General features: G+C 73.8%; 16 protein-coding genes. 6 read left to right on the forward strand and 10 right to left on the reverse strand.

Annotated features, from left to right (window positions below; translation table 11 throughout):
• Positions 1–37 precede the first annotated feature (37 nt).
• Positions 38–6,199, reverse strand: a complete 6,162-nt coding sequence (locus ACFUMH_RS02790; RefSeq protein ID WP_378200048.1) for a beta strand repeat-containing protein — start codon at positions 6,197–6,199, stop codon at positions 38–40.
• Positions 6,200–6,435: 236 nt separating this feature from the next.
• Here ACFUMH_RS02790 and ACFUMH_RS02795 point away from each other — a divergent pair, with 236 nt between their 5' ends.
• Complete coding sequence (locus ACFUMH_RS02795; RefSeq protein ID WP_378200051.1) at positions 6,436–6,855, forward strand: VanZ family protein; 420 nt, start codon at positions 6,436–6,438, stop codon at positions 6,853–6,855.
• A gap of 61 nt (positions 6,856–6,916) precedes the next feature.
• A complete protein-coding gene (gene opgC / locus ACFUMH_RS02800) occupies positions 6,917–8,014 on the forward strand; it encodes an OpgC domain-containing protein (protein ID WP_378200054.1) in 1,098 nt (365 codons plus the stop codon).
• A 1-nt stretch (position 8,015) separates the two neighbouring features.
• Here the strand turns inward: opgC and ACFUMH_RS02805 are convergent, their stop codons facing one another.
• A complete protein-coding gene (locus ACFUMH_RS02805; protein WP_378200056.1) occupies positions 8,016–8,390 on the reverse strand; it encodes a MerR family transcriptional regulator in 375 nt (124 codons plus the stop codon).
• A gap of 58 nt (positions 8,391–8,448) precedes the next feature.
• Here ACFUMH_RS02805 and ACFUMH_RS02810 point away from each other — a divergent pair, with 58 nt between their 5' ends.
• Positions 8,449–9,138 carry an SDR family oxidoreductase gene (locus tag ACFUMH_RS02810; RefSeq protein ID WP_378200059.1) on the forward strand — a complete coding sequence of 230 codons (690 nt, stop codon included), beginning with the start codon at positions 8,449–8,451 and terminating at the stop codon, positions 9,136–9,138.
• A gap of 58 nt (positions 9,139–9,196) precedes the next feature.
• Here ACFUMH_RS02810 and ACFUMH_RS02815 read toward each other — a convergent pair whose 3' ends face one another.
• The gene (locus ACFUMH_RS02815) at positions 9,197–10,687 is read right to left on the reverse strand and encodes an NCS2 family permease (RefSeq protein ID WP_378200062.1); all 1,491 of its coding nucleotides are present in this window, start codon (positions 10,685–10,687) and stop codon (positions 9,197–9,199) included.
• A 259-nt stretch (positions 10,688–10,946) separates the two neighbouring features.
• Here ACFUMH_RS02815 and ACFUMH_RS02820 point away from each other — a divergent pair, with 259 nt between their 5' ends.
• The 3 genes from ACFUMH_RS02820 to ACFUMH_RS02830 are packed head-to-tail and all read left to right on the forward strand — an operon-like array spanning position 10,947 to position 14,840.
• Positions 10,947–12,458 (forward strand): sugar transferase, encoded by a 1,512-nt coding sequence (locus ACFUMH_RS02820; protein WP_378200065.1) that lies wholly within the window; start codon positions 10,947–10,949, stop codon positions 12,456–12,458.
• Between the two features lie 58 nt (positions 12,459–12,516).
• Positions 12,517–13,785 (forward strand): hypothetical protein, encoded by a 1,269-nt coding sequence (locus ACFUMH_RS02825; protein WP_378200068.1) that lies wholly within the window; start codon positions 12,517–12,519, stop codon positions 13,783–13,785.
• A 50-nt stretch (positions 13,786–13,835) separates the two neighbouring features.
• On the forward strand, positions 13,836–14,840 hold the full coding sequence (locus ACFUMH_RS02830) for an acyltransferase family protein (protein ID WP_378200071.1): 1,005 nt from the start codon (positions 13,836–13,838) through the stop codon (positions 14,838–14,840).
• Between the two features lie 63 nt (positions 14,841–14,903).
• On the opposite strand, the gene ACFUMH_RS02835 is transcribed toward ACFUMH_RS02830, so the two are convergent.
• The 7 genes from ACFUMH_RS02835 to ACFUMH_RS02865 are packed head-to-tail and all read right to left on the reverse strand — an operon-like array spanning position 14,904 to position 23,229.
• Positions 14,904–15,974 carry a glycosyltransferase family 4 protein gene (locus tag ACFUMH_RS02835; protein WP_378200074.1) on the reverse strand — a complete coding sequence of 357 codons (1,071 nt, stop codon included), beginning with the start codon at positions 15,972–15,974 and terminating at the stop codon, positions 14,904–14,906.
• Entirely contained in the window at positions 15,971–17,392 is a 1,422-nt protein-coding gene (locus ACFUMH_RS02840; RefSeq protein ID WP_378200077.1) for an O-antigen polymerase, read from the reverse strand. The genes ACFUMH_RS02835 and ACFUMH_RS02840 overlap by 4 nt, the downstream gene beginning before the upstream one ends.
• Positions 17,385–18,467 carry a glycosyltransferase gene (locus ACFUMH_RS02845; RefSeq protein WP_378200080.1) on the reverse strand — a complete coding sequence of 361 codons (1,083 nt, stop codon included), beginning with the start codon at positions 18,465–18,467 and terminating at the stop codon, positions 17,385–17,387. The genes ACFUMH_RS02840 and ACFUMH_RS02845 overlap by 8 nt, the downstream gene beginning before the upstream one ends.
• Before the next feature lie 11 nt (positions 18,468–18,478).
• The gene (locus ACFUMH_RS02850; protein ID WP_378200083.1) at positions 18,479–19,543 is read right to left on the reverse strand and encodes a polysaccharide pyruvyl transferase family protein; all 1,065 of its coding nucleotides are present in this window, start codon (positions 19,541–19,543) and stop codon (positions 18,479–18,481) included.
• A 53-nt stretch (positions 19,544–19,596) separates the two neighbouring features.
• Entirely contained in the window at positions 19,597–20,607 is a 1,011-nt protein-coding gene (locus ACFUMH_RS02855; protein ID WP_378200086.1) for a glycosyltransferase family 4 protein, read from the reverse strand.
• Complete coding sequence (locus ACFUMH_RS02860) at positions 20,604–21,632, reverse strand: glycosyltransferase (protein WP_378200089.1); 1,029 nt, start codon at positions 21,630–21,632, stop codon at positions 20,604–20,606. Before ACFUMH_RS02860 ends, ACFUMH_RS02855 begins: the two co-directional genes overlap by 4 nt.
• Before the next feature lie 49 nt (positions 21,633–21,681).
• Positions 21,682–23,229, reverse strand: a complete 1,548-nt coding sequence (locus ACFUMH_RS02865) for a polysaccharide biosynthesis tyrosine autokinase (RefSeq protein ID WP_378200092.1) — start codon at positions 23,227–23,229, stop codon at positions 21,682–21,684.
• Positions 23,230–23,318: the final 89 nt, after the last annotated feature.

Consider the following 23,318-nt stretch of genomic DNA (forward strand, 5'->3'; position numbering starts at 1 on the left):
GCCGAGGGGCGTGCCGGTCCCGGGGTGGGGCGGGACGTCACCCCGCGGTCACCCGTCGGCGGATGCCGAGCGCCGCCGCACCGGCGAGCAGCAGGAGCGCACCGCCCACGGCGAGCGGCCACGGCTCGCCGCCGGTCGTGGCCAGCGGGTCACCGGTGAGCCGGACGGTGGCCGAGTCCTCGGCGCCCACCTGCCCGCCGGCCGTGCCCGCCGCCGTGACGGTGGCCGTGTTCCGCACCGACTGCGCGGCGACGTGCTCCGCCGTCAGCGTGAGCGTGGCCGTCGCCGTGGCCGACTGGCCCGGACGCAGGACGCCCGTGGCCCCGGGCCACGCGTACTCCACCGCGGACAGGCCCGGCATCGGGTCGTGCACCGCGACGTCCGTCAGCGTGACGGCACCGGTGTTGGTGACCGTGAACGACCAGCGCACGGTGTCACCCGCGCTGCCCGACCCGCCGGCGAGCGCCCCCGTCTTCTCCAGGGTCACCCCCGGCGCGCCTGGGACGGGCACCCGGTCGGTGTCCGCGTCGCTGACGGCGACGGCGGCGCCGCCCCCGGGCCCGACGGCCGTGGCCGTGGCCGTGTTCTCGACCGCGCCCCCGTCCACGTGCTCCTGCGTGAGCCGGGACGTCGCCGTGGCGGTGACCTGCTCGCCCGGCAGCAGCGTGCCCTCGGCGCCCGGCCACGCGTCGACCACGACGGCCGACAGACCCGGCATCGCGTCCTCGACCGCCACCTGCGTGAGGGTCTGGTCGCCGACGTTGGTGACGACGAACGTCCAGCGGACCTCGTCGCCGACGACGCTCGCCGCGCCCCGCGGCAGCGTGCCGGACTTCACCAGGTCGATCGCCGCGTCGGCCGGCACCGTGACGGTCTCGTCGTCGGTGTCGGACACCGGCGCACCGACGGGCGGCACGCCCGTCACGGAGGCGACGTTGTCGACGCGCCCGGCGTCGGCGTCGGCCTGCGTCAGCACGTACGACGCGCGCGCCGTCACCTGCTGACCCGGCGCCAGCACGCCGGCCGTGCCCGGCCACGCGTCGACCACGACCTCGGACAGGCCCTCGAGCTCGTCCACCACCGTCACGCCGGTGAGCGTGACGTTGCCGGTGTTGGTCACCGTGAACGTGTAGTCGACGGTGTCACCCGCGGCGCCCGTGCCGTCACCGGCGAGGACGCCCGACTTCACGAGGTCCACGCCGGGCAGCTGCGGGACGCCGACGGTGGTGCCGTCCTCGTCCTGCACGGTGCCGCCCGCCGGCGCCGTCGCCGTGGCCGTGGCCGTGTTCTCGACCAGGCCCGCGTCGACGTCCGCCTGCGTGAGCACGTACGTCGCCCGCGCGGTGGCCTGCGCGTCGGGCGTCAGGACGCCCTCGGCACCCGGCCACGTCCACGTCAGGCGCGACAGGCCCGGCAGCGGGTCGGCGACCGCCACGCCCGCGAGCGTGACGTTGCCGGTGTTCGTCACGGTGAAGGCGAACTCCACCGTGTCACCGGCCGCACCGGTCGCACCGGCGGCCAGGGCGCCCGACTTCACCAGCGCGAGCGCCGGCGCCGCGGGGACGACGACCGTCGCGTCGTCCGTGCCCGTCGTCGTGCCGCCACCGGGCGTGGTGCCCGTCGCCGTGGCGGTGTTGCGCACCGAGCCCGCGTCCACCTGCGCCTGCGTCAGGGTCGACGTCGCGGTCGCGGTGACCTGCTCGCCCGGGCGCAGCGTCCCGGCCGCGCCCGGCCACGCGCCGAACGTCACGTCGGACAGCCCCGGCATGGCGTCGTCCAGGGCGACGCCCGTGAGCGTCAGCTGCCCGCTGTTGGTGACGGTGAACGACCACTGCACGGTGTCGCCCGCGCCCGCCGTGCCGGCCGGCAGCGTGCCGACCTTCTCGACCGTGAGGCCCGGGGTCCCCGGCACCGGGACGGTGTCGGTGTCGGAGTCCTCGACGGTCCCGCCGCCGGCGGGTGCGACGCCCGTGGCGGTGGCCGTGTTCTCGACCTCACCCGCGTCGACGTCGGCCTGCGTGAGGGCGGACGTCGCCGTCGCGGTGACCTGCTGGCCCGGGCGCAGCGTGCCCGTCGTGCCCGGCCAGGCCCCGAACGTCACGTCGGACAGCCCCGGCATGGCGTCGTCGAGCGCGACGTCCCGCAGCGTGACGGCACCGGTGTTCGTGACGACGAAGGTCCAGCGGACCTCGTCGCCGACGACGCTCGCCGCACCGCGCGGCAGCGCGCCGGACTTGGTGACGTCGATCGCGGCGGCGGCCGGCACGAGGACCGTGTGGTCGTCGGTGTCGGTCACGGGCGTACCCAGCGGCGCCACCCCCGTCGCGGTCACGACGTTGTCGACGCGGCCTGCGTCGGCGTCGTCCTGCGTGAGGACGTACGACGCGCTCGCCGTGACCTGCTGGCCCGGGGCGAGGACGCCGGCGCTGCCCGGCCAGGTGCCGAACGTGACGTCCGACAGGCCGGGCAGCGGGTCGTCGAGCGCGACGCCGGTGAGCGTCACGTTGCCCCGGTTGGTGACGGTGAACGTGTAGTCGACCGTGTCGCCGGCCGCACCGTCACCGTCGAGCGTGCCCGACTTCACGACGTCGAGCGCCGGCAGCTGCGGCACCACCACGGTGGTGGTGTCGCCGCCCGGCACCGTGCCGCCGCCCGGCGGCACGGCGGAGCCGACCACCGTGTTCGTCACGCCACCGGCGTCGACGTCGGCCTGCGTGAGGACGTACGTCGCCGTCGCCGTGACCGACTGCCGCGGCGCGAGGACGCCCGCGTCGCCCGGCCACGTGCCGGGCGTGAGGTCCGACAGGCCCGGCATCGGGTCGTCGAGCGTCACGTCCGTGAGCGTCACGTTGCCCGTGTTCGTCGCGGTGAAGGTGAACTCCACCGTGTCCCCGGCGACGCCCGTGGCCTCGGCGGCGAGCGCGCCGGACTTGACGACGGCCAGCGCCGGCGTGGCCGGCAGGTCCACCGTCTCGTCCGCCGTGTCGCTCACCGGCGTGCCGCCGGTGGTCGCGCCGGTGGCGGTCGCGGTGTTGTCCACCGTGCCCGCGTCGACGTCGGCCTGCGTGAGGACGTACGTCGCCGTCGCTGTGACGGACTGGCCCGGCGTGAGGACGCCCGGCGCGGCCGGCCACGTGCCGACCGTGACGTCGGAGAGGCCCGGCATCGGGTCGTCGACCGTGACGCCGGTGAGCGTCACCTGGCCGGAGTTGGTGACCGTGAACGTGTAGTCGACGACGGCACCCGCGGCGGCGGCGCCGCGCACGGCACCGGCCTTGGTGAGCGTCAGCGCCGGGGCGCTCGGCAGGGGCAGGACCGCGTCGTCGTCCGCCTCGACGGCGTCGCCGGACGGGGGCGTGCCCGTCGCGGTGGCCGTGTTGCGCACGACGCCCGCGTCGGCGTCCGCCTGGGTCAGGGCGTACGTCGCCGTGCCGGTGACGGACGCGCCCGGCGCGAGCTGCCCGGGCGTGCCCGGCCAGGCGCCGACGGTGACGTCGGAGACGCCCGCCATCGCGTCGTCGACGTCGACGCCGGTCAGCGTCACGTTGCCGGTGTTGGTCACCGTGAACGTGAACGTCGCGGTCTCGCCCGCGGCGCCGGTGGCGCCGTCGGCCAGCGCGCCCTCCTTGAGCAGGGCGAGCGCCGGCGCGGCCGGGACCGTGACGGTCTCGGTGTCCGTGTCGTCGACCGTGCCGCCGCCCGGGGCGGTGCCCGTGGCGGTGGCGGTGTTCTCGACGCGGCCCGCGTCGACGTCGGCCTGCGTGAGGTCGTAGGACGCCGTCGCGGTGACCGACTGCCCGGGCGCGAGGACGCCCGCGGCGCCGGGCCACGTGCCGAAGGTGACGCCGGACAGGCCCGGCAGCGGGTCGGTGACCGTCACGCCGGACAGGGTGACGTTGCCGCGGTTGGTGACGCGGAACGTGTAGTCCACGGCGTCGCCGGCCCGCTGCCCGGCGGCCGCGCCGGTCTTCACCAGCTCGATCGCGGGCCCGGCGGGCACGGCGACGGTCGCCGTGTCGTCGGTGGTGACGGGCGTGCCCGACGGGTCCTCGGCCGTGGCCGTGGCCGTGTTGGCGACGCGTCCCGCGTCGACGTCGGCCTGCGTGAGGACGTAGGTGGCGCTCGCCCGGACGGAGGCGCCGGGGGCGAGGACGCCCGGGGCGCCCGGCCACGTGCCGAACGTGATGTCCGACAGGCCGGTCAGCGGGTCGTCGAGGTCCACGTCCGTGAGGGTGACGTTGCCGGAGTTGGTGACGGTGAACGCGTAGCCCACCGTCTCCCCCGGGACGCCGGTCGCGTCGGCGGGGAGCGTCCCCTCCTTGAGGAGCGTCAGCGCACCGGCCGCCGCGACGGGCAGCGTCGTGGTGTCGTCGGAGGTGACGGTGGCGCCGATCGGGTCGGTGCCCGCGGCCGTGGCGGCGTTGTCGGTGCCGCCCGCGTCGACGTCCGCCTGCGTGAGCGTGTACGTCGCGGTGGCGGTCGCCGTCTGCGTGGGCGCGAGCTCGCCGGCCGTCCCCGGCCACTGCCAGGTCAGCGCGGACAGGCCCGCCTTGGCGTCCGTGACGCCCACGCCGGTGAGGGGAGAGTCGCCCGTGTTGGTGACGCGGAAGGTGTAGGTGACGACCTCCCCGGCACGGCCGGTCGCGCCCGCGGCGGCGGCGACGTCCTTGTCGAGGGCGATCGCCGTGAGGCCGACCGCCGACGTGTCGGTGTCCGTGAGGACGACGTCCTGGCCGACCGGCTGCGCGGTCACCGCCGCCGTGTTGACGTAGCCGCCGGCCGTCGGCGCCGGACCCTCGCACTCGTACTCGTGCTCCTCGCCCGGCGCGAGGTCGACCCCGATGCCGTCGATCTCGCACGCCTCCGCGAGCACGTCCGTCACGCGGACGCTCGCGCCGTCGACCGGCACGGAACCCGCGTTGCGGACGGTGATGGTGAACCGCGCCGGCGTGCCGGCGGTCCGCCACTGCTGGTCGGCCGTGCCGTCGAACGACTTCTCGATGCTGACGGCCGCGACCGGCACCGACAGCACGGCGGTCTGCAGGAGGTAGGAGTCACCCTCCGTGCCGAGGGTCAGGTCGACCTGCGTGTCGTTGGCGCGCACGTTCGTCAGGTCGCGCGTGATGACGTCGACGGACGTGTTGGTGAAGGGCGTGGCCGGGTTGCGGCCGTACGCGACGCCGCCCTCGGCGCGCGAGACACCGATGTTCTGGGTGCCGCCCGCGGTGCCGACTAGCCGCTGCGGGGCCGTCGGCGCCCCCGCGCCGCGCGAGACGTACTGCGCGTAGTCGCCGGTGATCTGGCGGTCGCCCTCGTACAGGGTGAAGCCCGCGCGCGTGCCGGTGCCCGCGGCGGCGAAGCCGGAGAACGACACGGACAGCGGGTCGTCGCTGCTCGCCATGCGCACGTGGCCGTCGTACAGCGTGACGTTGCGCGCCTCGGTGCCCGGGTCGCCCGGGATCAGCTCGCCGTGGTCGTAGACGACCCCGAGCGTCCAGCCGGCGTAGCAGCCGGCACCCTGCGGCGCCCAGATGCCGCCGACGGAGACGACCTGAGGCGACCCCACCGGCAGCGCCGCGAGCTGCGCGGTGACGTCGGCCGTGGAGCTGTAGTAGAAGGGCTGGCTGGTCGCGAGGGACTGCTCCGTGTGCGTCTCCGCCGGGGCGACGGTGGCGACGGGCGCGTCGGCACCGGCCTGGATCATCACCGGGGCGGTGCGGAAGTCGCCGCCCGGCCGGGTGGCGCCGCCGAAGCTGCCGCACGCGAGCTGGCCGCCGGAGAGCACGCCCGTGTTCGCGCTCCAGTACAGCTGCGCGTGCACGACGCGCGCGCCGGCCGGCACAGTGACCTGCGCGGACGAGGAGTTCGCGGCGCCGGCGGCGGTCAGGGCCGGCACGGCCTGCACGTTCGCCATCGTGAACCGGTCGTTGACGGTGTTGCTCGTGCCGGCGCCGGCGTGCAGCTGCGCGCACGTGCCGGGGGTGCCGGAGGCGACGCCGGTGCAGTCGAGCACGCCGTTGCCGACGAGCACGAAGTCGCCGTTCACGGTCTGCTGGAACCGGATGCTCATCGGGTCGATGACGGCGGCGGTCGCGGACGGGGCGACGAGCCCGCCGGCGACGAGCGCCGTGAGGACGGCGAGGAGGAAGGCGAGGGCACGACGCCCGGGGGGCGTCCGTCTCGTGGGTACGGCAGGCATGGTCACAGCACGGGTCCTTCGGTGGCGGGCGGGGGCGCTCGGGCGCGCAGGGGTACGGCGTCCGGAGCGGGCCCACTGTCGGCCGCGGGCCCACCGGGCGGACCGCGGCGCGGCCCCGCCTCACCTGCCGTCTCACCCCTCCTTCACCCCGCACTCCGGGCGAACCGGACGATGCCGACGCAGGTCGCGGGGCCGTCGTCTCAGATGGAGAGACGCTCCCGGGGCATGCTGTGCGGGTGCCCGCCCTCCCCCGCCGTGTCGTCGTGGCCGCGCTCGTCGCGTACCTCGCGGCGGTCGCGGCGGTCACGATGACGCCGGGGCGCACGTACGACGGGTCGCTCGGCGCGGTGCGGACGGTGCTCGCGTGGCTGGCGGAGCGGGGCGTGCCGCTGCCCTTCGAGCTGGTCGAGGCGGTCGCGAACGTCGTGATGTTCGTGCCGTTCGGCGTGCTCGTGGGGCTGCTGCTGGGGCTGCGGCGCTGGTGGGCGGTGCTGCTGCTGGCCCTCGCGACGACCGTGACGATCGAGACGGTGCAGCGCGTCCTGCCGGACCGGTTCTCGACCGTCCAGGACGTCGTGATGAACACCCTCGGCGGGGCGATCGGGCTCGCGCTGCTGGCGTGGTGGGCGGCGCGTCACCGGGACATCGCCGGCTGACGGGCGGCCGCGCAGCAAGATCACCCGCGGGAACCGGACGAAACGCCTCTACCGTCGCGGGATGGCACAGGGGGGAACCGGCCGGCTCGCGGCGATCGACGTCGTCCGCGGGTTCTGCATCGTCAGCATGGTGACCGGCCACCTCGCGCCGCAGAGCAGGGTCAGCTGGGCGCTGCACCAGGTGCCGGCGTTCGACGGCGCGTCGGGGTTCGTGCTGCTGTCCGGGCTGGTGCTGGGCATCGTGCAGAGCCGGCGCCTGACGACGCACGGGCTCGCCGCGGTGGAGCGCAAGAGCGCCCGGCGCATCGGCGTCATCTACGTCGCGCAGGTGTCGCTGGGGCTGCTGGCGCTCGCCGCCGCGGCCGTCGCGACGACCGAGCACCGCAACCTGCACCCGGCGGGGACGTCGACCGCGGAGGCCGTGTGGCGGGTGCTGACGCTGCAGGCGGCGCCGCCGGCGGGCAGTGTGCTGCGGCTGTACGTCGTGCTCCTGGCGCTCGCGATGGTCGCGTACGTGCTGCTGGCGCGCGGGCGGACCGCGGCGGTGCTGGCGGGGTCGGCGGCGCTGTACGGCGTCGGGTACCTGGTGCCGCACGTGACGTCGTTCCGGAGCTATGCCGGCGAGCTCGGCGCGAACTGGGCGACGTGGCAGCTGCTGCTCGTGGTGGCGCTGACGGTCGGGTGGCACTGGGCGCCCGCGCGGATCGGCGAGCGGCTGCTGGCGCGTCCGCTGCTCGTCACCGCGGTGACCGGCGCGCTGGTCGCCGCCGCGTGGGCCGGCGAGCGCGTGGCGCCGGCGCTGTACGACAAGACGATGTTCGGGCCCGCGCGGGTGCTCAACGCGTTCGCGGTGGTGACGCTGCTGTTCGTCGTGGTGTCGCGGCTGCTGGAGGTGGTGCCGCGGGCGGCGTTCCGGCCCGTCGAGGTCATCGGCACGCGGAGCCTCGACTCGTACGTCATCCAGGCGGGCGTCGCGGTGGTGGTGCCGAGCTTCGTCGTCGGCTGGACGGACGTGGCGCTCGGCGTGGCGCTGGGGACGCTGGCGCTGTGCTGGGGGTGGGCGGAGCTGCGCCGGTGGAAGCCGTGGGCGCGGACCGTGGTGGCCGCGGGGCCGCGGCCGGTCGACGTGGTGCCGGGGGTCGCGCCCGCAGAGCCGTGACCTACGAGGCGGCCGCGCAGGTGCTCGGGTCGGTGCGGTGCGCCTGTCCCACCCGGATGACGTGGTCGAGCTTGTCACGGGTCGCGGTCAGCTCGTCGAGCTGGGCCTGCACCCGGGCACGCTCCGCCAGCAGCCGCTCGTGCATCTCGTCGGTGAGGACGCCGTGCTCCATGCACGGCAGGATCCGCAGGACGGCCTTGCTGCCGAGCCCCGCGGCGTAGAGGTTCTGGATGAACCTGACCCGCTCGACCGCCTCGGGCGGGTACCGGCGCTGCCCACCGGGGCTGCGCTCGGCGACGAGCAGACCCTGCTCCTCGTAGTAGCGCAGCGCACGGACGCTGACCCCGGCCCGTGCCGCGACCTCTCCGATGCGCATGCGTCACCCTGGCCCGCACTTGCACCTGACGTCAACGTCAGGTCGTAGCGTCCCGCACATGACGACCGCACTCATCACCGGGGCCAACCGCGGCCTCGGCCGCCACTTCGCCGCCGAGCTCCTCGCCCGGGGCGCCACCGTCTACGCCGCCGCGCGCGACCCGCAGGCGATCGACCTGCCCGGCGTCCGCGCCGTCGCCCTCGACGTCACCGACCCCGACGCCGTCGCCGCGGCCGCCGCGCTCGCCGGCGACGTCGATTTGCTCGTCAACAACGCCGGCATCTCCACGGGCAGCCCGCTGCTCGGCGACCTGGAGGGCGTGCGGGCCGAGCTGGACGTCAACTTCTGGGGCACGCTCGCGATGGTCCGCGCCTTCGCCCCGGTCCTCGCGGCCAACGGCGGCGGGGCGATCGTCAACGTCGCCTCGGCCCTGTCCTGGTTCGCCGCCCCGGGCGCCGGCGCGTACGCGGTCTCGAAGGCCGCGAACTGGAACATGAGCAACGCGCTGCGCCTGGAGCTGGCCGGTCAGGGCACGCAGGTCACCTCGGTGCACCTGGGCCTGGCGGACACGGACATGGCCAAGGCGATCGCGGGGCCGAAGACGGACCCCGTCGTGGTCGTCCGCAGGACGCTCGACGCGGTCGAGGCGGGCGACCTCGAGGTCGTCGTCGACGAGTGGAGCGCGATGGTGAAGGCCTCGCTGGCCGGGGACCCCCGCGCCTTCTACGACCGGTTCCTCACGGCCTGACGTCCGCCGTCGCCGCCCGGTCACCCGCCGGGCGGCGACGCCCGGCGGGTGACACGGCCTAGATGCCGACGGCGTCCTGGATGGGGCCGAGCGCGAAGTAGACGACGAAGGCGACCGCCGCGACCCACATCAGCGGGTGGACCTGGCGGACCTTGCCGAGCGCGATCTTGAGCACGACGAAGGCGATGAACCCGGCGCCGATGCCCGTGGTGATCGAGTACGTGAACGGCATGAGGGCGAGCGTGAGGAACGCGGGGATCGCAATCTCGGGCGACTTCCAGTCGAGGCCCGCGACCTGCGTGACCATGAGGAAGCCGACCACGACGAGCACGGGCGCGGCCGCCTCGGACGGGACCATCGCGACGAGCGGCGACAGGAACGTCGAGAGCAGGAACGCGATGCCGGTGACGACGGACGCGAGGCCCGTGCGGGCGCCCTCGGCGACGCCGGACGTCGACTCGACGTAGGCGGTGTTGGAGGACACCGAGCCCATGCCGCCGGCGACGGCGCCGAGCGAGTCGACGAGCAGGATCTGCTGCGAGCGGGGCGGGTTGCCGCCCTCGTCCAGCAGGCCCGCCTCGGAGCCGACGGCGACCATCGTGCCCATCGTGTCGAAGAAGTCGGCGAGCAGGATCGCGAAGACGAGCAGCGCCACCGCGAGGAGGCCGATCTTGCCGACGGCGCCGAACAGCGAGAACTGACCGAGCAGGGACAGGTCCGGCACGGACGCGACCGAGTCGGGCAGCGCGGGGACGTTCTGGTGCCAGCCGGTCGGGTTCTCGCCCTGCGCCGAGTCGCCGACCTTCGCGACGGCCTCGACGACCACGGCGAGCACGGTGGTGGCGATGACGGCGATGAGCAGGCCGCCGCGCACGCGCCGCGCCATGAGCACGATCGCGAGGAACAGCCCGACGACGAAGACGAGCGACGGCCACCCGGCGAGCGAGCCGCCGATGCCGAGCTCGAGCGGCGTGCCGCCGCCCTGCCGCACGAAGCCGGCGTTGACGAAGCCGATGAGCGCGATGAACAGGCCGATGCCGACGCCGATCGCGACCTTGAGCTCGCGCGGGACGGCGCGGAACACGGCCGTGCGGAACCCGGTCAGCACCAGCACGGTGATGATCAGGCCCTCGAGCACGACGACGCCCATGGCGTCCGCCCACGACACGTCGGGCAGCGACGCGACGGTGAACGCGACCACGGCGTTGAGGCCGAGGCCCGCGGCGAGCGCCAGCGGGAAGTTCGCCACGAGACCCATCAGCACCGACAGCACGCCGGCGACCAGCGCGGTCGCCGCCGCGATGAGCGGCAGGTTGCTGCCGTCGCCCGGGCCGCCGCCGAGGAACTCGCCGGTGCCGTCCGGCACGAAGCCGAGGATGAGCGGGTTGAGCACGATGATGTAGCTCATCGTGAAGAAGGTGACGAGGCCGCCACGGACCTCGGTGCCGATGGTGGAGCCGCGCTCGGAGATCTTGAAGAAGCGGTCGACCGCGTTGCGGGGGGCTGCGGGGGACTCGACCGGCTTCTCCTCGGGGGGAGTGGTCGCCATGGGGCGCAGTGTGGCAGAGGCGTGTTTCCGACGGTCGACGCGTCCGCGTCCCGAGTCCGCCGCCGAGCCCCCGAGCGCTTCTACGCGTCCTCGTCTCACCATGCGTCACATCACGGGGTGATTTCACCTCGCGTTTCCGACGGGTGCGCCATCTATGGGAGTGAATGTCCGGTTTTGGCCCCCTGGCCTGGACCTCTGCCCTGTTAGCGTTTTCTCGCCGGCTGGGGTGGAATGCAATTCGCATCACGCGAGGGGGAGCATGAGCGCCATGGTGGGGGCAGCCGCGCACGACCTGAGAGAGGCCGCGGCGCCGGCATCCGGGACCCCGGCGAGCGCACCCTCGCTGCACTGGGCCCGGTCGTACGCCGACCGCGTCGCCGTGACGGACGCCCTCGCGCTCGCCGTCGCCCTGGCCGTTGCCTACGCCGTGCGCTTCCCGCTCAACGGAACCGCCGCGGTGGTGTCGGGCGAGTTCTCCCCGAGCTACCTCAGCCTCTCGGTGGTGCTGTTCGCCGCCTGGATGGGCGCGCTGACGTTCGGCCGCACGCGGGATCGGCGCCTCGTCGGCTCCGGCCCCGGTGAGTTCACGCGCGTCGCCCAGGTGACGTGGCACCTGTTCGCGACCGTCGCGATCATCGGCTTCCTCTTCCGCATGGACATCGGCCGTGGGTACCTCGGCATCGCGGCTCCTCTCGGCCTCGGCCTCGTGCTGGCGGGCCGGCTCGCGTGGCGCACGAGGCTGCACGCGCGCCGCGACGCCGGCGCCGACCGCTCGGCCGTCCTGGTCGTCGGCCCCCGTCGCAACGTCGCCACCCTCATCAACGAGTTCCACCGCAACCCGCGCGCGGGCTACCAGGTCACCGGCGTCTGCCTCGTCCAGGAGGACGCCCGTCCCCTCCCGCACGCGATCGGCGGTGTCCCGGTGCTCGGCGCGCACACCGACGCGGCGGACGTCGCACGGCAGCGCGGTGTCGCCGCCGTGGCCGTCGCCGGCTCCTACTCCATGTCAAACGAGGAGGTGCGCGCGCTGGCATGGGACCTTGAGGGCAGCGGCGTCGACATGGCCATCACGTTGAACCTCACCGACGTCGCAGGCCCGCGCGTGCTCATGCAGCCGGTCAACGGCCTGCCTCTGGTCTACGTGGATGAAGCGCGCTTCACCGGCTCCAAGTACATCGTGAAGTCGCTGTTCGACTGGTGCGGGGCGTTCCTCATCACCGCCGTCATCTCGCCCGTCCTCCTGGCGCTCGCCCTGCTGGTCAAGCTCACCAGCCGCGGTCCCGTCCTCTACAAGCAGGAGCGGATCGGCAAGGACGGCCAGCCGTTCTACATGTACAAGTTCCGCTCCATGCACGTCGGCGCACACGAGAGGCTCGCGGAGGTGCTCGCCGCCGAGGGCGTCACGGAGGTCGGGGTCTTCTACAAGCCGAAGAACGACCCGCGCGTGACGACGGTGGGCCGGGTGCTGCGTCGGTACTCCCTCGACGAGCTGCCGCAGCTCTTCAACGTGCTGCGGGGCGAGATGAGCCTCGTCGGTCCGCGGCCGCAGATTGAGGCAGAGGTCCGCACGTACGACCGCGCGGCCAACCGGAGGCTCCGGGTCCGCCCCGGGCTCACGGGGCTGTGGCAGGTGTCCGGGCGCTCGAGCCTCGACCCGGAGACGTCGATGCGGATGGACGTCGCGTACGTGGAGAACTGGACGCTGTTCGGGGACGTCATGATCCTCGCGAGGACCGCGCGGGCGATGGCGACGGGCGACGGCGCCCGGTGATGCCGCACCGGACGACGTCGCAGCGCACCGCGACTCGCGTGACGTGCATGCTGGCACGGTGACTGCCCGAGCGGGAGCAACTCGACCCCTGGCCCGCCTCGCCGGCTTCGCTGCCGTCGCGATCGCCAGCGCGGTCGTGCCTCTGCTGTCCGTCCCTGCGCTGACGGCGTCGTACGGCGCCGACGGCTGGGCAGCGGTCGCCACGGGCATGTCGGTCGGCGCGGCCGCGGCCGTCGTCATCGAGCTCGGCTACGGACTCACGGGACCGCAGATGGTCGCTCGCGAGGGCCCGCGCGCACGTGCCGCGACGCTCGTACTGAGCGCCTGGACCCGAGCGATGCTCTTCGTCCCCGCCGCCGCCGTGGCATCCGGCGTCGCCGCCGCGGTGGCCCCACATCACGGCGGCGCGGCCGCCCTCATGGCGGCGGCGGCAGCCGCACAGGGCATGGCGACGGTGTGGTTCTACACGGGCACCGGACGTCCCCACCTCATCCTCGCGTGCGACATCGCACCGCGGGTCGTGGCCGCCGGCGCATCGGCGCTCCTGCTCACGCACGGGGCTCCGTTGATCGTCCATCCCGCGCTCCTGCTCGGCGCATCGCTGGTCGCCGTGTGCGTCGGGGTGACGGTCGCCGTGAGGGGCACCGGCGTGCGCCGCCGCATCCGGCCGCGCCGCTGCCTCCGGGTGCTGCGGATCCAGTCGCGCGTGACGACGGGCAGGCTGGCGAGCTCCGTCTACATCGCGCTGCCCACCGCGATGGTGGCGACCGTGGCGCCGCTGGCGACGGCGACGTTCGCGTCCGTGGAGCGTGTGCAACGGCTGGTCCTGGCTGGACTCGCCATCCTCCCGGGAGCGGCCCAGTCGTGGGTGGGCTCGGCCCAGGACCGGCGGGAACGGACGCGGCGCGCATGGCGTGCGACGGGCGTCCTCGTGCTCACGGGAGGAGTCGCGGCTGCCGCGCTCGTGTTCGCCATGGACGCGATCACCCTGCTGCTCTTCCAGGGCACGGTCGAGGTCGATCGCAGCCTGGCGCTTCTCAGCGCCGCTGTCATCGTGCTGACGTCCGCGTCGCGGGGGGTGGGCGGCCTGGTGCTCGTCGCCATGCAGCGTCCCCACAAGGTCGCGGACGCGGCGCTCGGCGGCTCCGCGGTCGGCGTCGTCGCGATCCCGGTCGCCGCGCGGGCTCTCGGCGCAGCGGGCGGCCTCATCGGCGAGGTCGCCGCGGAGCTGGCGACGTTGACCTCGCTCTGCGTGGCGGCGCTGCGACGGGGAGACAACCGCGCCGCCGACCGGCGGCGAGAGCGTTCTGCTGCACTGCACGGGTGACACGAGCGAGACCGGCGGGAATCGTCGTCCGACCTCTTTACTATGCCTCGGTGACACGCCTGGAGACCGAGCCCCGCAATCCGGCCGAGGGCGGGTCGGACGTCGCCCGACTTGTCTGGATCGACGTTCTTCGTGGGGCGGCCGTCTTTCTCGTCATAGCGACGCACGCGATCGACGCCGTCATCCAACGCACGGGCGACGCCCCTCAGGCCCTCATCTTCATCGGGGACGCTCTCGCGCCATTCCGGATCCCGACGCTCATGTTCCTGTCCGGACTGCTCCTGCCCAGGTCGCTGAGCAAGCCGGCCCGCGTGTTCTTCACCGGCAAGCTCCGTGCCATCGGGTGGCCGTTCCTCGTGTGGACCGTCGTCATCCTCGCCGCGACCGGGAAGCTCTCCCTCAAGCGGCTGCTCGTCAACGTCGTCACGCCCGAGACCGTGCTGTGGTACCTGTGGTTCCTGCTTGCCGCGTACGTCGTCGTCTGGCTCCTGGACGTCTGGCGCGTGCCTCTCGCTCTACCCATCGCGGCATTTGCGGTGCTTGCCGCGCTCGACGTCGACCTGTATCGCTTCTCCCGGTTCTTCTACCTGCTGCTCTTCTTCGTCGCCGGTCTTCTTGTGGTGCGGCATCAGATGCGCGTCAGCGCGTGGACCCGCTCGCGGAGGGTCATCGCAGTCGCCGCGACGCTCGCCGTCGCGACGGCCGCACTCAGCGCCGCGGGCGTCGAGGTCCGCTACCAGCTCGCGTTCGCCCCCGGCGTCATGGCCGGTGTCATGGCCTTCGCGGCGCTCGCCCGACGCGTCGCCGGCCGGGCGGCTCGCGTGCTGCAGGCCCTGGGACGCGACTCCCTCGTCTTCTACGTGACTCACTGGCCGGTGCTGTGGCTGTCCGTCGGCGGCGTCGTGCTCGCCGGCACCGGACCGTGGCTCGCATGGTGTCTCGGGATCACGGGTGCGCTCGCCATCGGCGCGCTGGCGGCGACGTGTCGACGCCGGAACAGGTGGGTCGACGCCCTGTTCACACCGCCGCGCGTGCGCCGGCGTGTCGCCGACTGAGGGAGCGGTCGCACCGACGCGGCCTGCCGTCACGGCGCACGCCCGTCGCCGCTTCCGAACGGCTCAGACGTGCGCCTCGAGCGCGTCCACCGCATACCGGCACACGGCCTCGAAACGAGGCGCCAGCGCGGCGACGGAGAAGGTCCCGACCGCCCGTGCGCGCGCGCGGGCGCCGAGCTCGGTCCGGTACCGCGAGTCGGCCAGGCGGCGCATGGCGCCGACCAGAGCGGCCCGATCGCCGGGCTCGAACAGGTGGCCCGTGTCGGCGAGCGCCCACGCGATCGGCCCGATGTCCGAGGCGACGACCGCCTTGCCCGCCATCATCGCGTCGATCAGCTTCGCCGGGAGCTGCCCTCGCGACCACGGCGTCAGCAGGCTCGGGAGGGCCACGATGTCCGCTCCCGCGATCAGTGCGGCGCCCTCCGCAAGGCTGGTCGTCCCGACCCAGCGCTCCCACGGGCGCGCGTCGGCGGGCGGGGCCGCCGTCACGACCAGCTCGAAACCCTCCCCCGACAGCTCGTCGACGGCGGACCTGAGCAGGTCGATGCCCTTGTGTGCGTGGGGGGTCCCGACGAAGGCCACGGTCAGTGGCCCGGAGCCGTCCCTGTGCCCCGCGAACGGCTCGTGGTGACGCGCGTGCGGGATCACCACCCCGCCGTAGATGTCACCCAGCACGGGGCTGCTCACCATGGACGGGAGCGTCCGGGCGAGACGCCCCATGCGCCGCAGGTCCCTCTGCCGACCGCCCTGCAGCAGCAGTCGGCCCAGCCGCCGCACCGGACGCTCCCACACCGTCTTCGACTCGACGTCCGGATCGTCGACGTCGGCCACCATCGGCTTGCCGAGCTCCCGAGCCCACGCGTGCGCGACTCCGAGCGAGGTTGGGAGCGGCTTGACGGCGATGACGAGGTCGCAGTCCCGGAGAAAGGGCTCCGGGGCGGCCCTCGTCGGTGAGGCGTCGATGAGGGTGCAGGTTTTCGCGAAGGGGTCTGACGTCAGCGGCGCCCAGACGTGCGTCCCGCGGGTCGAGTAGACGCGCGCGTCCCACCCCAGTTCGCGCGCCAGGAGCCAGAGGCAGTACGTGCGTCCCAACGAGTTGGAGTCCAGATCAGGGGTGAAGAAGGCGATTCTCACGCGCGGTCCCCTTCCGCTGGAGCGGGGACGACGGAGGGCTCCGGGTTGGGCGGCCCGGCGGGCACCAGGAACCGAGGAGGCGGCGCGAGGCCGGGCCGGGCGGTCGCCTCGACCGTCGGCGCACGCTCCGGTCGGTGCAGGACGATGGCGGTCACGGCGACGCCGACCGCCGTCACGAGGAAGCGTCCCTGCCCGAGGTACAGGATCCGCGACATCTCCAGCAGTCCGACGAACACGACGGCGTACCCGATGAGTCCCGCGACGCGTCCCCGCGCCGCAGCGGCGTACAGGGCGCCGACCGCCAGGCCGATCGCGAGGAAGTACAGCACCATGCCGACGTAGCCCAGGTCCGCCGCCACGACGAGCACCGTGCCGGTGTTGACGAACTCGACGCTGCCCTGCTGGGCCACCTCGCCCGCCCACCACTCGCCCACCGGGACGCCTCCGATGCTCGGTTCCCCGAACACCCTGCGGACGACGTCGCCGACGATCGGCGCCTCCCACAGCCCCTGGACCGGGTAGTACGCGATGTGAGGCCTGTCGTGGGCGACGTTGTAGTACAGCGCGCTGTTGTTGATCGACGTGGCGTAGTACCCGATGAGCCGAGACGTCACGTACTGCGTGAAGGTGCCGTGGCTGCCGTCGTTCCGTGCCGCCCAGCTGCGCGTGTACTCGAAGACGGCGAAGGTCGCCCACAGCGCCGGCACGGCGAGCAGCGGCAGGGCACGCGCCGTCAGGCGCTTCACGCGCGAGCCGGCACCGGCGAAGAGCGCGTGCAGCAGGAGGACGGGGATCACCACCTCGATGAGCGCGAGGCGCTCGCCGTACAGGAGCGCCCGCCCGAGCGACAGCGCGACGACGACAGGGAGCACCCATGCGCGGCTCTGACGGCCGGCCTTGCTCAGGACGACCGAGATGCCGGCCACCACCGGGGCGAGCTGCGTCAACGTCGTCACACCCGCGACCGGCGCGCTGACGTCCTTCAGGTTCGAGACGGCTCCACGTTCTCCGGCGAGCACGTCGAGCACCAGTGCGGCGCTCGCACCGGTCCGCACGGCGACCAGCACCCACAGCACGTACGCCGCGACCACGAGCGAGAAGAAGGTGATCTGCAGCGCCCTCAACCGGCGGACGGCGGTGTCGGAGAGGATGACCCGCGTCGAGGTGGCGCCGACGGTCCGCAACGTCAGCACGAGGATGCCGACGCACATCGCGAGCACCCCGACGACCGCTATCCCGAGATGCTCCGTGAGGAACGCCGGGCGGACGCCCCACTCCGTGAACTGGTCCTCCGGCAGCGCCCACGTCCACGCGGCGACCAGCGCGCCGAAGACCAGCACGGGGAACACCGGGTTCGACCACCACCGCAGTTCCAGTTGGAGGACGGCCGGGCCCTCGTCGCGCGCGCGATCAGGCACGTCGCACCTCCTCTCCCCGCCGCACCTCCGCCGTGAAGGCGAGCAGCTGCGCCGTCCGCCGGTCCCAGGCGAACGCGCGGGCGTGCTCGCGTCCCGCCGCGTTGGCCGCCCGCTCGGCGACGGACGCCTGCACGGCCGCGGTGGCCTCCGCGGGCGTGCGGTACAGCTTCACACCGGGAGCGTGCCGTGCAGCCAGCGTCGGCGTGCGACGGGCGACGACGTGCAACCCGGCCGCCAGGTACTCGTAGAACTTCATCGGGCTGCGGCCCGCGTTCAACGGGTGGTCCGAGGTCGGCAGCAGGCCCACCGACGCGGACGCGAGGACCGACGGCAGCGCGTCGTACGGCACCGACCCGACCAGCTCGACGTTCGGCGGCAGCGGACCGTCCGGCGCCTGCGCGACGGGACCGACGATCCTCACCGGCACGTCGGGTACCGCGCGCGCCATCGTCTCCACCGCGGTCCAGTCGAACCGTGCGTCCACGGCGCCGACGTACACCAGTCCCTCGCGCCGCTGCCTGCGCTCGACGGCGAATCGCTCGAGTTCCACGCCGTTCTCGAGCACCAGCGTGGGCGTCGAGGCAGGCACGCCGAGAGACTCGAGCACGGTCGTGGAGGTCGCCACGACGGCATCCGCCCGGGCCACCAGCCACTGCTCGCGGCGGCGCAGGAGGCCACCGGGGTGGACGTCCGTGGGGCGGTAGACCACCAGGCGAGGCGCGAGCCGCTCCACGACCGGGGCGAGGAGCGGCTGGTCGACCAGGACCAGGTCCGGCTCGCCGAAGCCGTGGCGCCGCGCCAGCCGCGCCGCCGCGGCCACACCGCCGCCGTACCGCATGGGCACCACCGCCTGGGCCACAGCGTGCAGTACCCCCTCGCCGTCCCGACGCGGTCCCTCGGCCGCGAGCCGTCGGCGCGCCGACACGGTCGGCTCGGTCGAGTGGCGCGCGCGCAGCGCCTGCGCGTGGGAGAAGGACGTCGACAGGTGCAGGACGTCGGCGCCGGTACGGGCCAGCTCGCGGGCGTAGTGGTGACTACCGACCCGGAACGTGCCCGCGTCCACGGCGTGACTCACGAGCAGGACCTTCACGACGCCGCCCCGCGCCGTGCGGCCGCCGCGCGCAACTCGTCCACCAGGCCGGCACGCACGGACGGCATCGTCTCGAGGCGGGCGAGCAGGCAGCGGTCGTAGTCCTCGCGCACGGTGGGGTCGGTGAGGAGCGCACGGGTGCGCTCGGCGACCTCGTGCGGGACGAGACGCGTCGCCCCGACGACGTAGTCGTCCAGCCCGAGGTCGGCGAACGCGCCGTAACCCTTCCGCTCGTAGGCCAGGTGGACCACGTAGTGGCCGGCCTGCATCGCCATGAGCGCACCGTGCAGCCGCATCGCCACGACGACGCGGCGGGGCGTGCCGCCGCCCAGCAGCTCGTCGCGGTCGACGATGCGACGCGGGCGCAGCGAGGTCATCGCCGACGTGTCGTCGTTGCCGCCGACCCTGCTCTGCACGTACCCGTCGAACACCGCCAGCTCCCCCGCGAGCCGCTGCACCGGCTCCGGCAGGGCGCCTCGCAGGTTCCGCACGGAGAGGACCGGCACATCGACCACCGTCTCGGGCCGTCGTGGGCGGTAGGTGCCGACACTGATGGCCAGGTCGGGCGAACGACGCGGCCGCGCCCGTGCGACCTCGGCCATGCTGCGGTCGTCCCGGACGTAGACGGCGTCCACGCGCTGGAGCAGGCGTGACACCAGCGGCGCGGACGGACCGCGCAGCGGCCCGATGCTTTGCGGGAGGTACACGACGCCGGTCCCCCGGCGAGAAGCGGCGACCAGCTGCGGCCCGTGGACGAGCCCCGCCTTCAGCGCCTCGACGAGGTGCCCGGCACGCTGGTAGCCGCCACCCACCGCTACCACGAGGTCGTACCCGCCGATGCCGCGCAGCGTCCGGACGTACTGCGGCTGGTAGCCGCGGCGGCCCGGCTGCGAGCACACGAAGCGCACGTCGTCGCGCGTGAAGGACTCGGGGCGGGATGCCACCACGGTGATGTCCACGTCGCCGAGCGCCTCGCGCACCAGGTCGACGGTGGCGTCGACGAGGAAGCCGTCGCCGGCGTTCTGGGCGCTGTACGCGTGCAGGACCAGTACTCGCGCCATGCCCGCACCTTCTTCGTGTCGCCCGGCGCCACGGCCGGCTCGTCTTTCGTCCGTCACCGTGCAGCCTCGTACACCTCGAGGTGCCGCCGCGCGCTGGCCTCCCAGGAGAAGTGCGCCGCCCACAGCGGCCCCTCGGCGCGGCAGCGCTGCGTCCACTCGTCGTCGGCCAGCGCCTCGGCGACGCCGGCTGCGACGGCCGCCGCGTCCAGGCCCGCCAGCATGCGCGACGGCCCGCTCACCTCGACCAGCGAGCCACGGTCCGACGTGATGACCGGAGCGCCCGCTGCGAGTGCCTCCACGACCGGGAACCCGAAGCCCTCGTACAACGACGGGAAGACGAACGCGGTGCAGGCCTGCATGAGGGCGACGCGGTCGCTGTCGGACACGAAACCGAGGTACGTCGTCCGCGTGCTCGCGGCGATGGCGCGCATCGACTCCTCGTGGTTCCAGGCGGGCTTGCCGGCGATCACCAACGGGGGCAGGCCGGCGTCGAGCTCCACCGCGCGCACGAGCTCGACGAGATTCTTGCGCGGCTCGACGTTGCCCAGGTACAGCAGGAAGTCGGGAGGCAGGCTCGCCCGGACGGCGTCCGAGAGCGCGGTCGGCGTCGCGTACGTCGCGTGGTCGATGCCGTGCGGGATCACCGTGACGTCGCCGCGGTCGACACCGAAGACGGCCGCGATGTCGTCGGCGCTCGACTCCGAGACGGTGACCAACCGGTCGACGCTCCTGATGGCCCGCGACACGCGTGCACGCCAGACGCGCTCCTGCGACGGCGTCCGGGCTGTCGAGATCCAGCGGCTGGCGATGCCGTGCACGGTCAGCACCGAGGGTGTCCGCGTGCTGATCAGGGGTCCGGTGTCGCTCGTGTAGTGCAGGACGGCCTTCTCCCGGCGGAGCCCCGTCAGCGTCTCCAGCGCCAGGGTGGCGGCGGGCGTGGCACCGTACGGCATGGCGTCGACCTGGACCCCGAGGCGCCGGAGGTGGGACGCCAGCTCACGGGCGTACGTGGTGTTGCCCCCGACGTGACGTTCCAGGATCCGTCCCGGCATCAGGACCCTCATGCTGCGACCACCTTCTGGTACATGCCCTGCACGGCGACGCGCTGGCGGAGCGGGTTCATCTCGGACAGGACGTCGTGACGCGTCCGCATCGCGCGCTGCCGCGCCGCGGGATCGGTCATCAAGCCGTGCACGGCGTCGAGCGCCTCAGCAGCGTCGACGACCTGCGGCACCGGCGTGCCTGCGAGGGCGGGAATCCGCCGCGCCACCACCGGGAGACCCGCCGCCAGCGCGTCCAGGACGCTCAGGGGGAACCCCTCGTAGGCGGCGCTGTGCAGGTAGACCCCGCACCGTCCGAGCTCACGGGCGAGCGCGTCCTCGTCGAGCCACCCGGTGACCCGGACGCCCGCCTCGCGCAGACGTCCGACGTCCGTCGCGCCACCGCCGCCGATCCACACGAACTCGTAGGGCAGACCTCGCTGCTGCGAGAGGCGCGCGACCGCGGCGAAGAACGTCGGGTCCTTCTGCGGTCCCACCCGGCCCGCCATGGCGACGCGCGGCGACGGCTGCGCCGAGGTGGCGGCCGGGGCGACGCCGACGGGGATGGACGGCACGTTGGGGACGACGTGGCGCGGAACCCGCCGTGACAGGCGTGCCGCCTGCCGTCCCTCGTCCTCGCTCAGCACGGCGTAGGCAGCCGTGGCCGGAGCCAGCGCGCGCTCGACCGCGAGTGCGAGCGCACGGGTGGGCCGCGCCATGGTGGGCGCCTCGAACGCGAAGGCGTGCGGCTGGTACACGACCGGCGCCCCGCGGACGACGCGCGCCAGCACTCCCGCCCAGCTGGAGTGCGCGTGGACGAGATCGGGTCGCAGCGTCAGCAGCACGTCCCGGAGAGCACGCACACGCGACCACGTACCTGCGGGAAGGACGTGGACGGATGCGTAGACCCCGTCCGGCGCGTCGTTCCCCGACGGCCAGAGGACGTGGTGCTCGTACGAGGTCGCGTTGCTCGCGACTGCCACCATCGCCTTCGGGACCCCGCCGCCGAGGCACTCGGTGACGTGCAGCACGCGTGCGGTCGTACTCATCGCGGGACCACGGTGCGCAGGAGGTGCTGAGAACAGCGGTCGACCAGCATCAGCCGCGCAGGTGCTGGGGCGGGAGACCGCGGCGGTCCCGGAGGGCAGCCTCCGTCATGCTCTCGCCCGGCCACAGGGCCGTCGCGCCGGTCGCCGTGGTGACGGGCGCACTCGCGGTGCCCGCGGTCGTGGCCTCGCCGGCCGACCCACCCTTCCTGGGCAGCACGCCGCGCCCGCGCGTCTTCTTCGCGACCGGGGTCTCGGTGCCGTAGCGGTAGTACTCGTAGCGTTCCCCGTGCTTGCGCGGCTCGCGGTTGACCACCATGCCGAGCACCCGGGCGTCGACGGTCTTGAGCGCGCTCAACGAGCCCGCGAGCTGATGGCGCGTGATCTTGCCCGCGCCCACGACCACCAGGGCGCCGCCCGCGAGCCGGGCGAGGATCGCCGCGTCGGTCACGGGGAGCAGGGGCGGCGTGTCGAGCAGGACGATGTCGTACTCGGCAGTCAGCTTCGACAGGAGCTGCGACATCGCGCTCGACCCGAGCAGCTCACTGGGGTTCGGCGGGACCTGGCCCGACGGCAGCACGTGCAGCATCCCGTTGCCCCAGGGCTGCATGAGCTGGTCCACGGGCGCGCGTCCGATGAGCGCAGTCGTCAGGCCGACCGCGCCCTCGATGCCGAGGTACTTCGCGACCGTCGGACGCCGGAGGTCCGCGTCCACCAGCGCCACGCGGGACCCGGCGTCGGCGAGGGCGATGGCGAGGTTGATCGTCGTCGTCGACTTGCCCTCCGCCGGCAGGGACGACGTCACGACGATCGAGTTCGACCGGTCGGACACGTCGAGGAACTGCACGTTCGTGCGGAGCCGGCGGAACGCCTCGGCACGGATGCTGTGCGGATCCGATTGCACGATGAGCGGGTGCGCACCGGCGTCCTCGTCGAACGCGATCGTGCCGACGACCGGCGCGGCCGCGAGCTGTGCGACCGTGTCCTCGTCCCGGACACGGGTGTCGAGCATCTCGCGGAGCACCGCGGCGGCGACACCGGCCACGAGACCCAGCGCGAGACCCAGCGCGAGGTTGAGGCGCGTGCTGGGCGACGAGGGGTCGGTCGGCGCCGCAGCGTCGCGGACGACCGTGAGCTTCACCGGGGAGGGGCTGCCGTCGGTCGGCTGCTCGAGGTCCGTGACCACATCGGTCAGCTCGGTCGCCACGGCGTTCGCGATGGCCGCGGCGAGCGCCGGTGACTCGTCGGACACGTTGATGTTGATGAGCGACGTGTTCAGCGGCGAGTCCGCCGTGACCCGCTCCGCCAGCTCGTCAGCGCGGGTGTCGAGGCCGAGGTCGTCGATGACCGGCCCGAGAACGAGCGGCCCGGTCACGAGTCGGGCGTAGGAGGCGACCTGCGCACGCGTGAAGTTCGCGCCCTGCAGCATGTCGCTCGTCGTGCCGCCGCTCTGCACGGAGACGTACAGCTGCGTGGCGGCGGTGTACATCGGGGTCGCCGCGGCGTTTAGGCCGATGCCACCGAGCACGCCCAGCACGGTGAGCGCCGCGATCGAGATCCAGCGCTTCCTGAGGATGGCGACGTACGCGCGAAGATCCATCACTGCTTCCGGTCGGGAGGAGGTCTTGAGTGCGTCGGCCGGACCGACGTCGACGCCGGTCGCGCCCAGGTGCGCGGGCGGACCCGTCG

This window comes from Cellulomonas sp. NPDC057328, assembly GCF_042667215.1.
Lineage (GTDB): Bacteria > Actinomycetota > Actinomycetes > Actinomycetales > Cellulomonadaceae > Cellulomonas.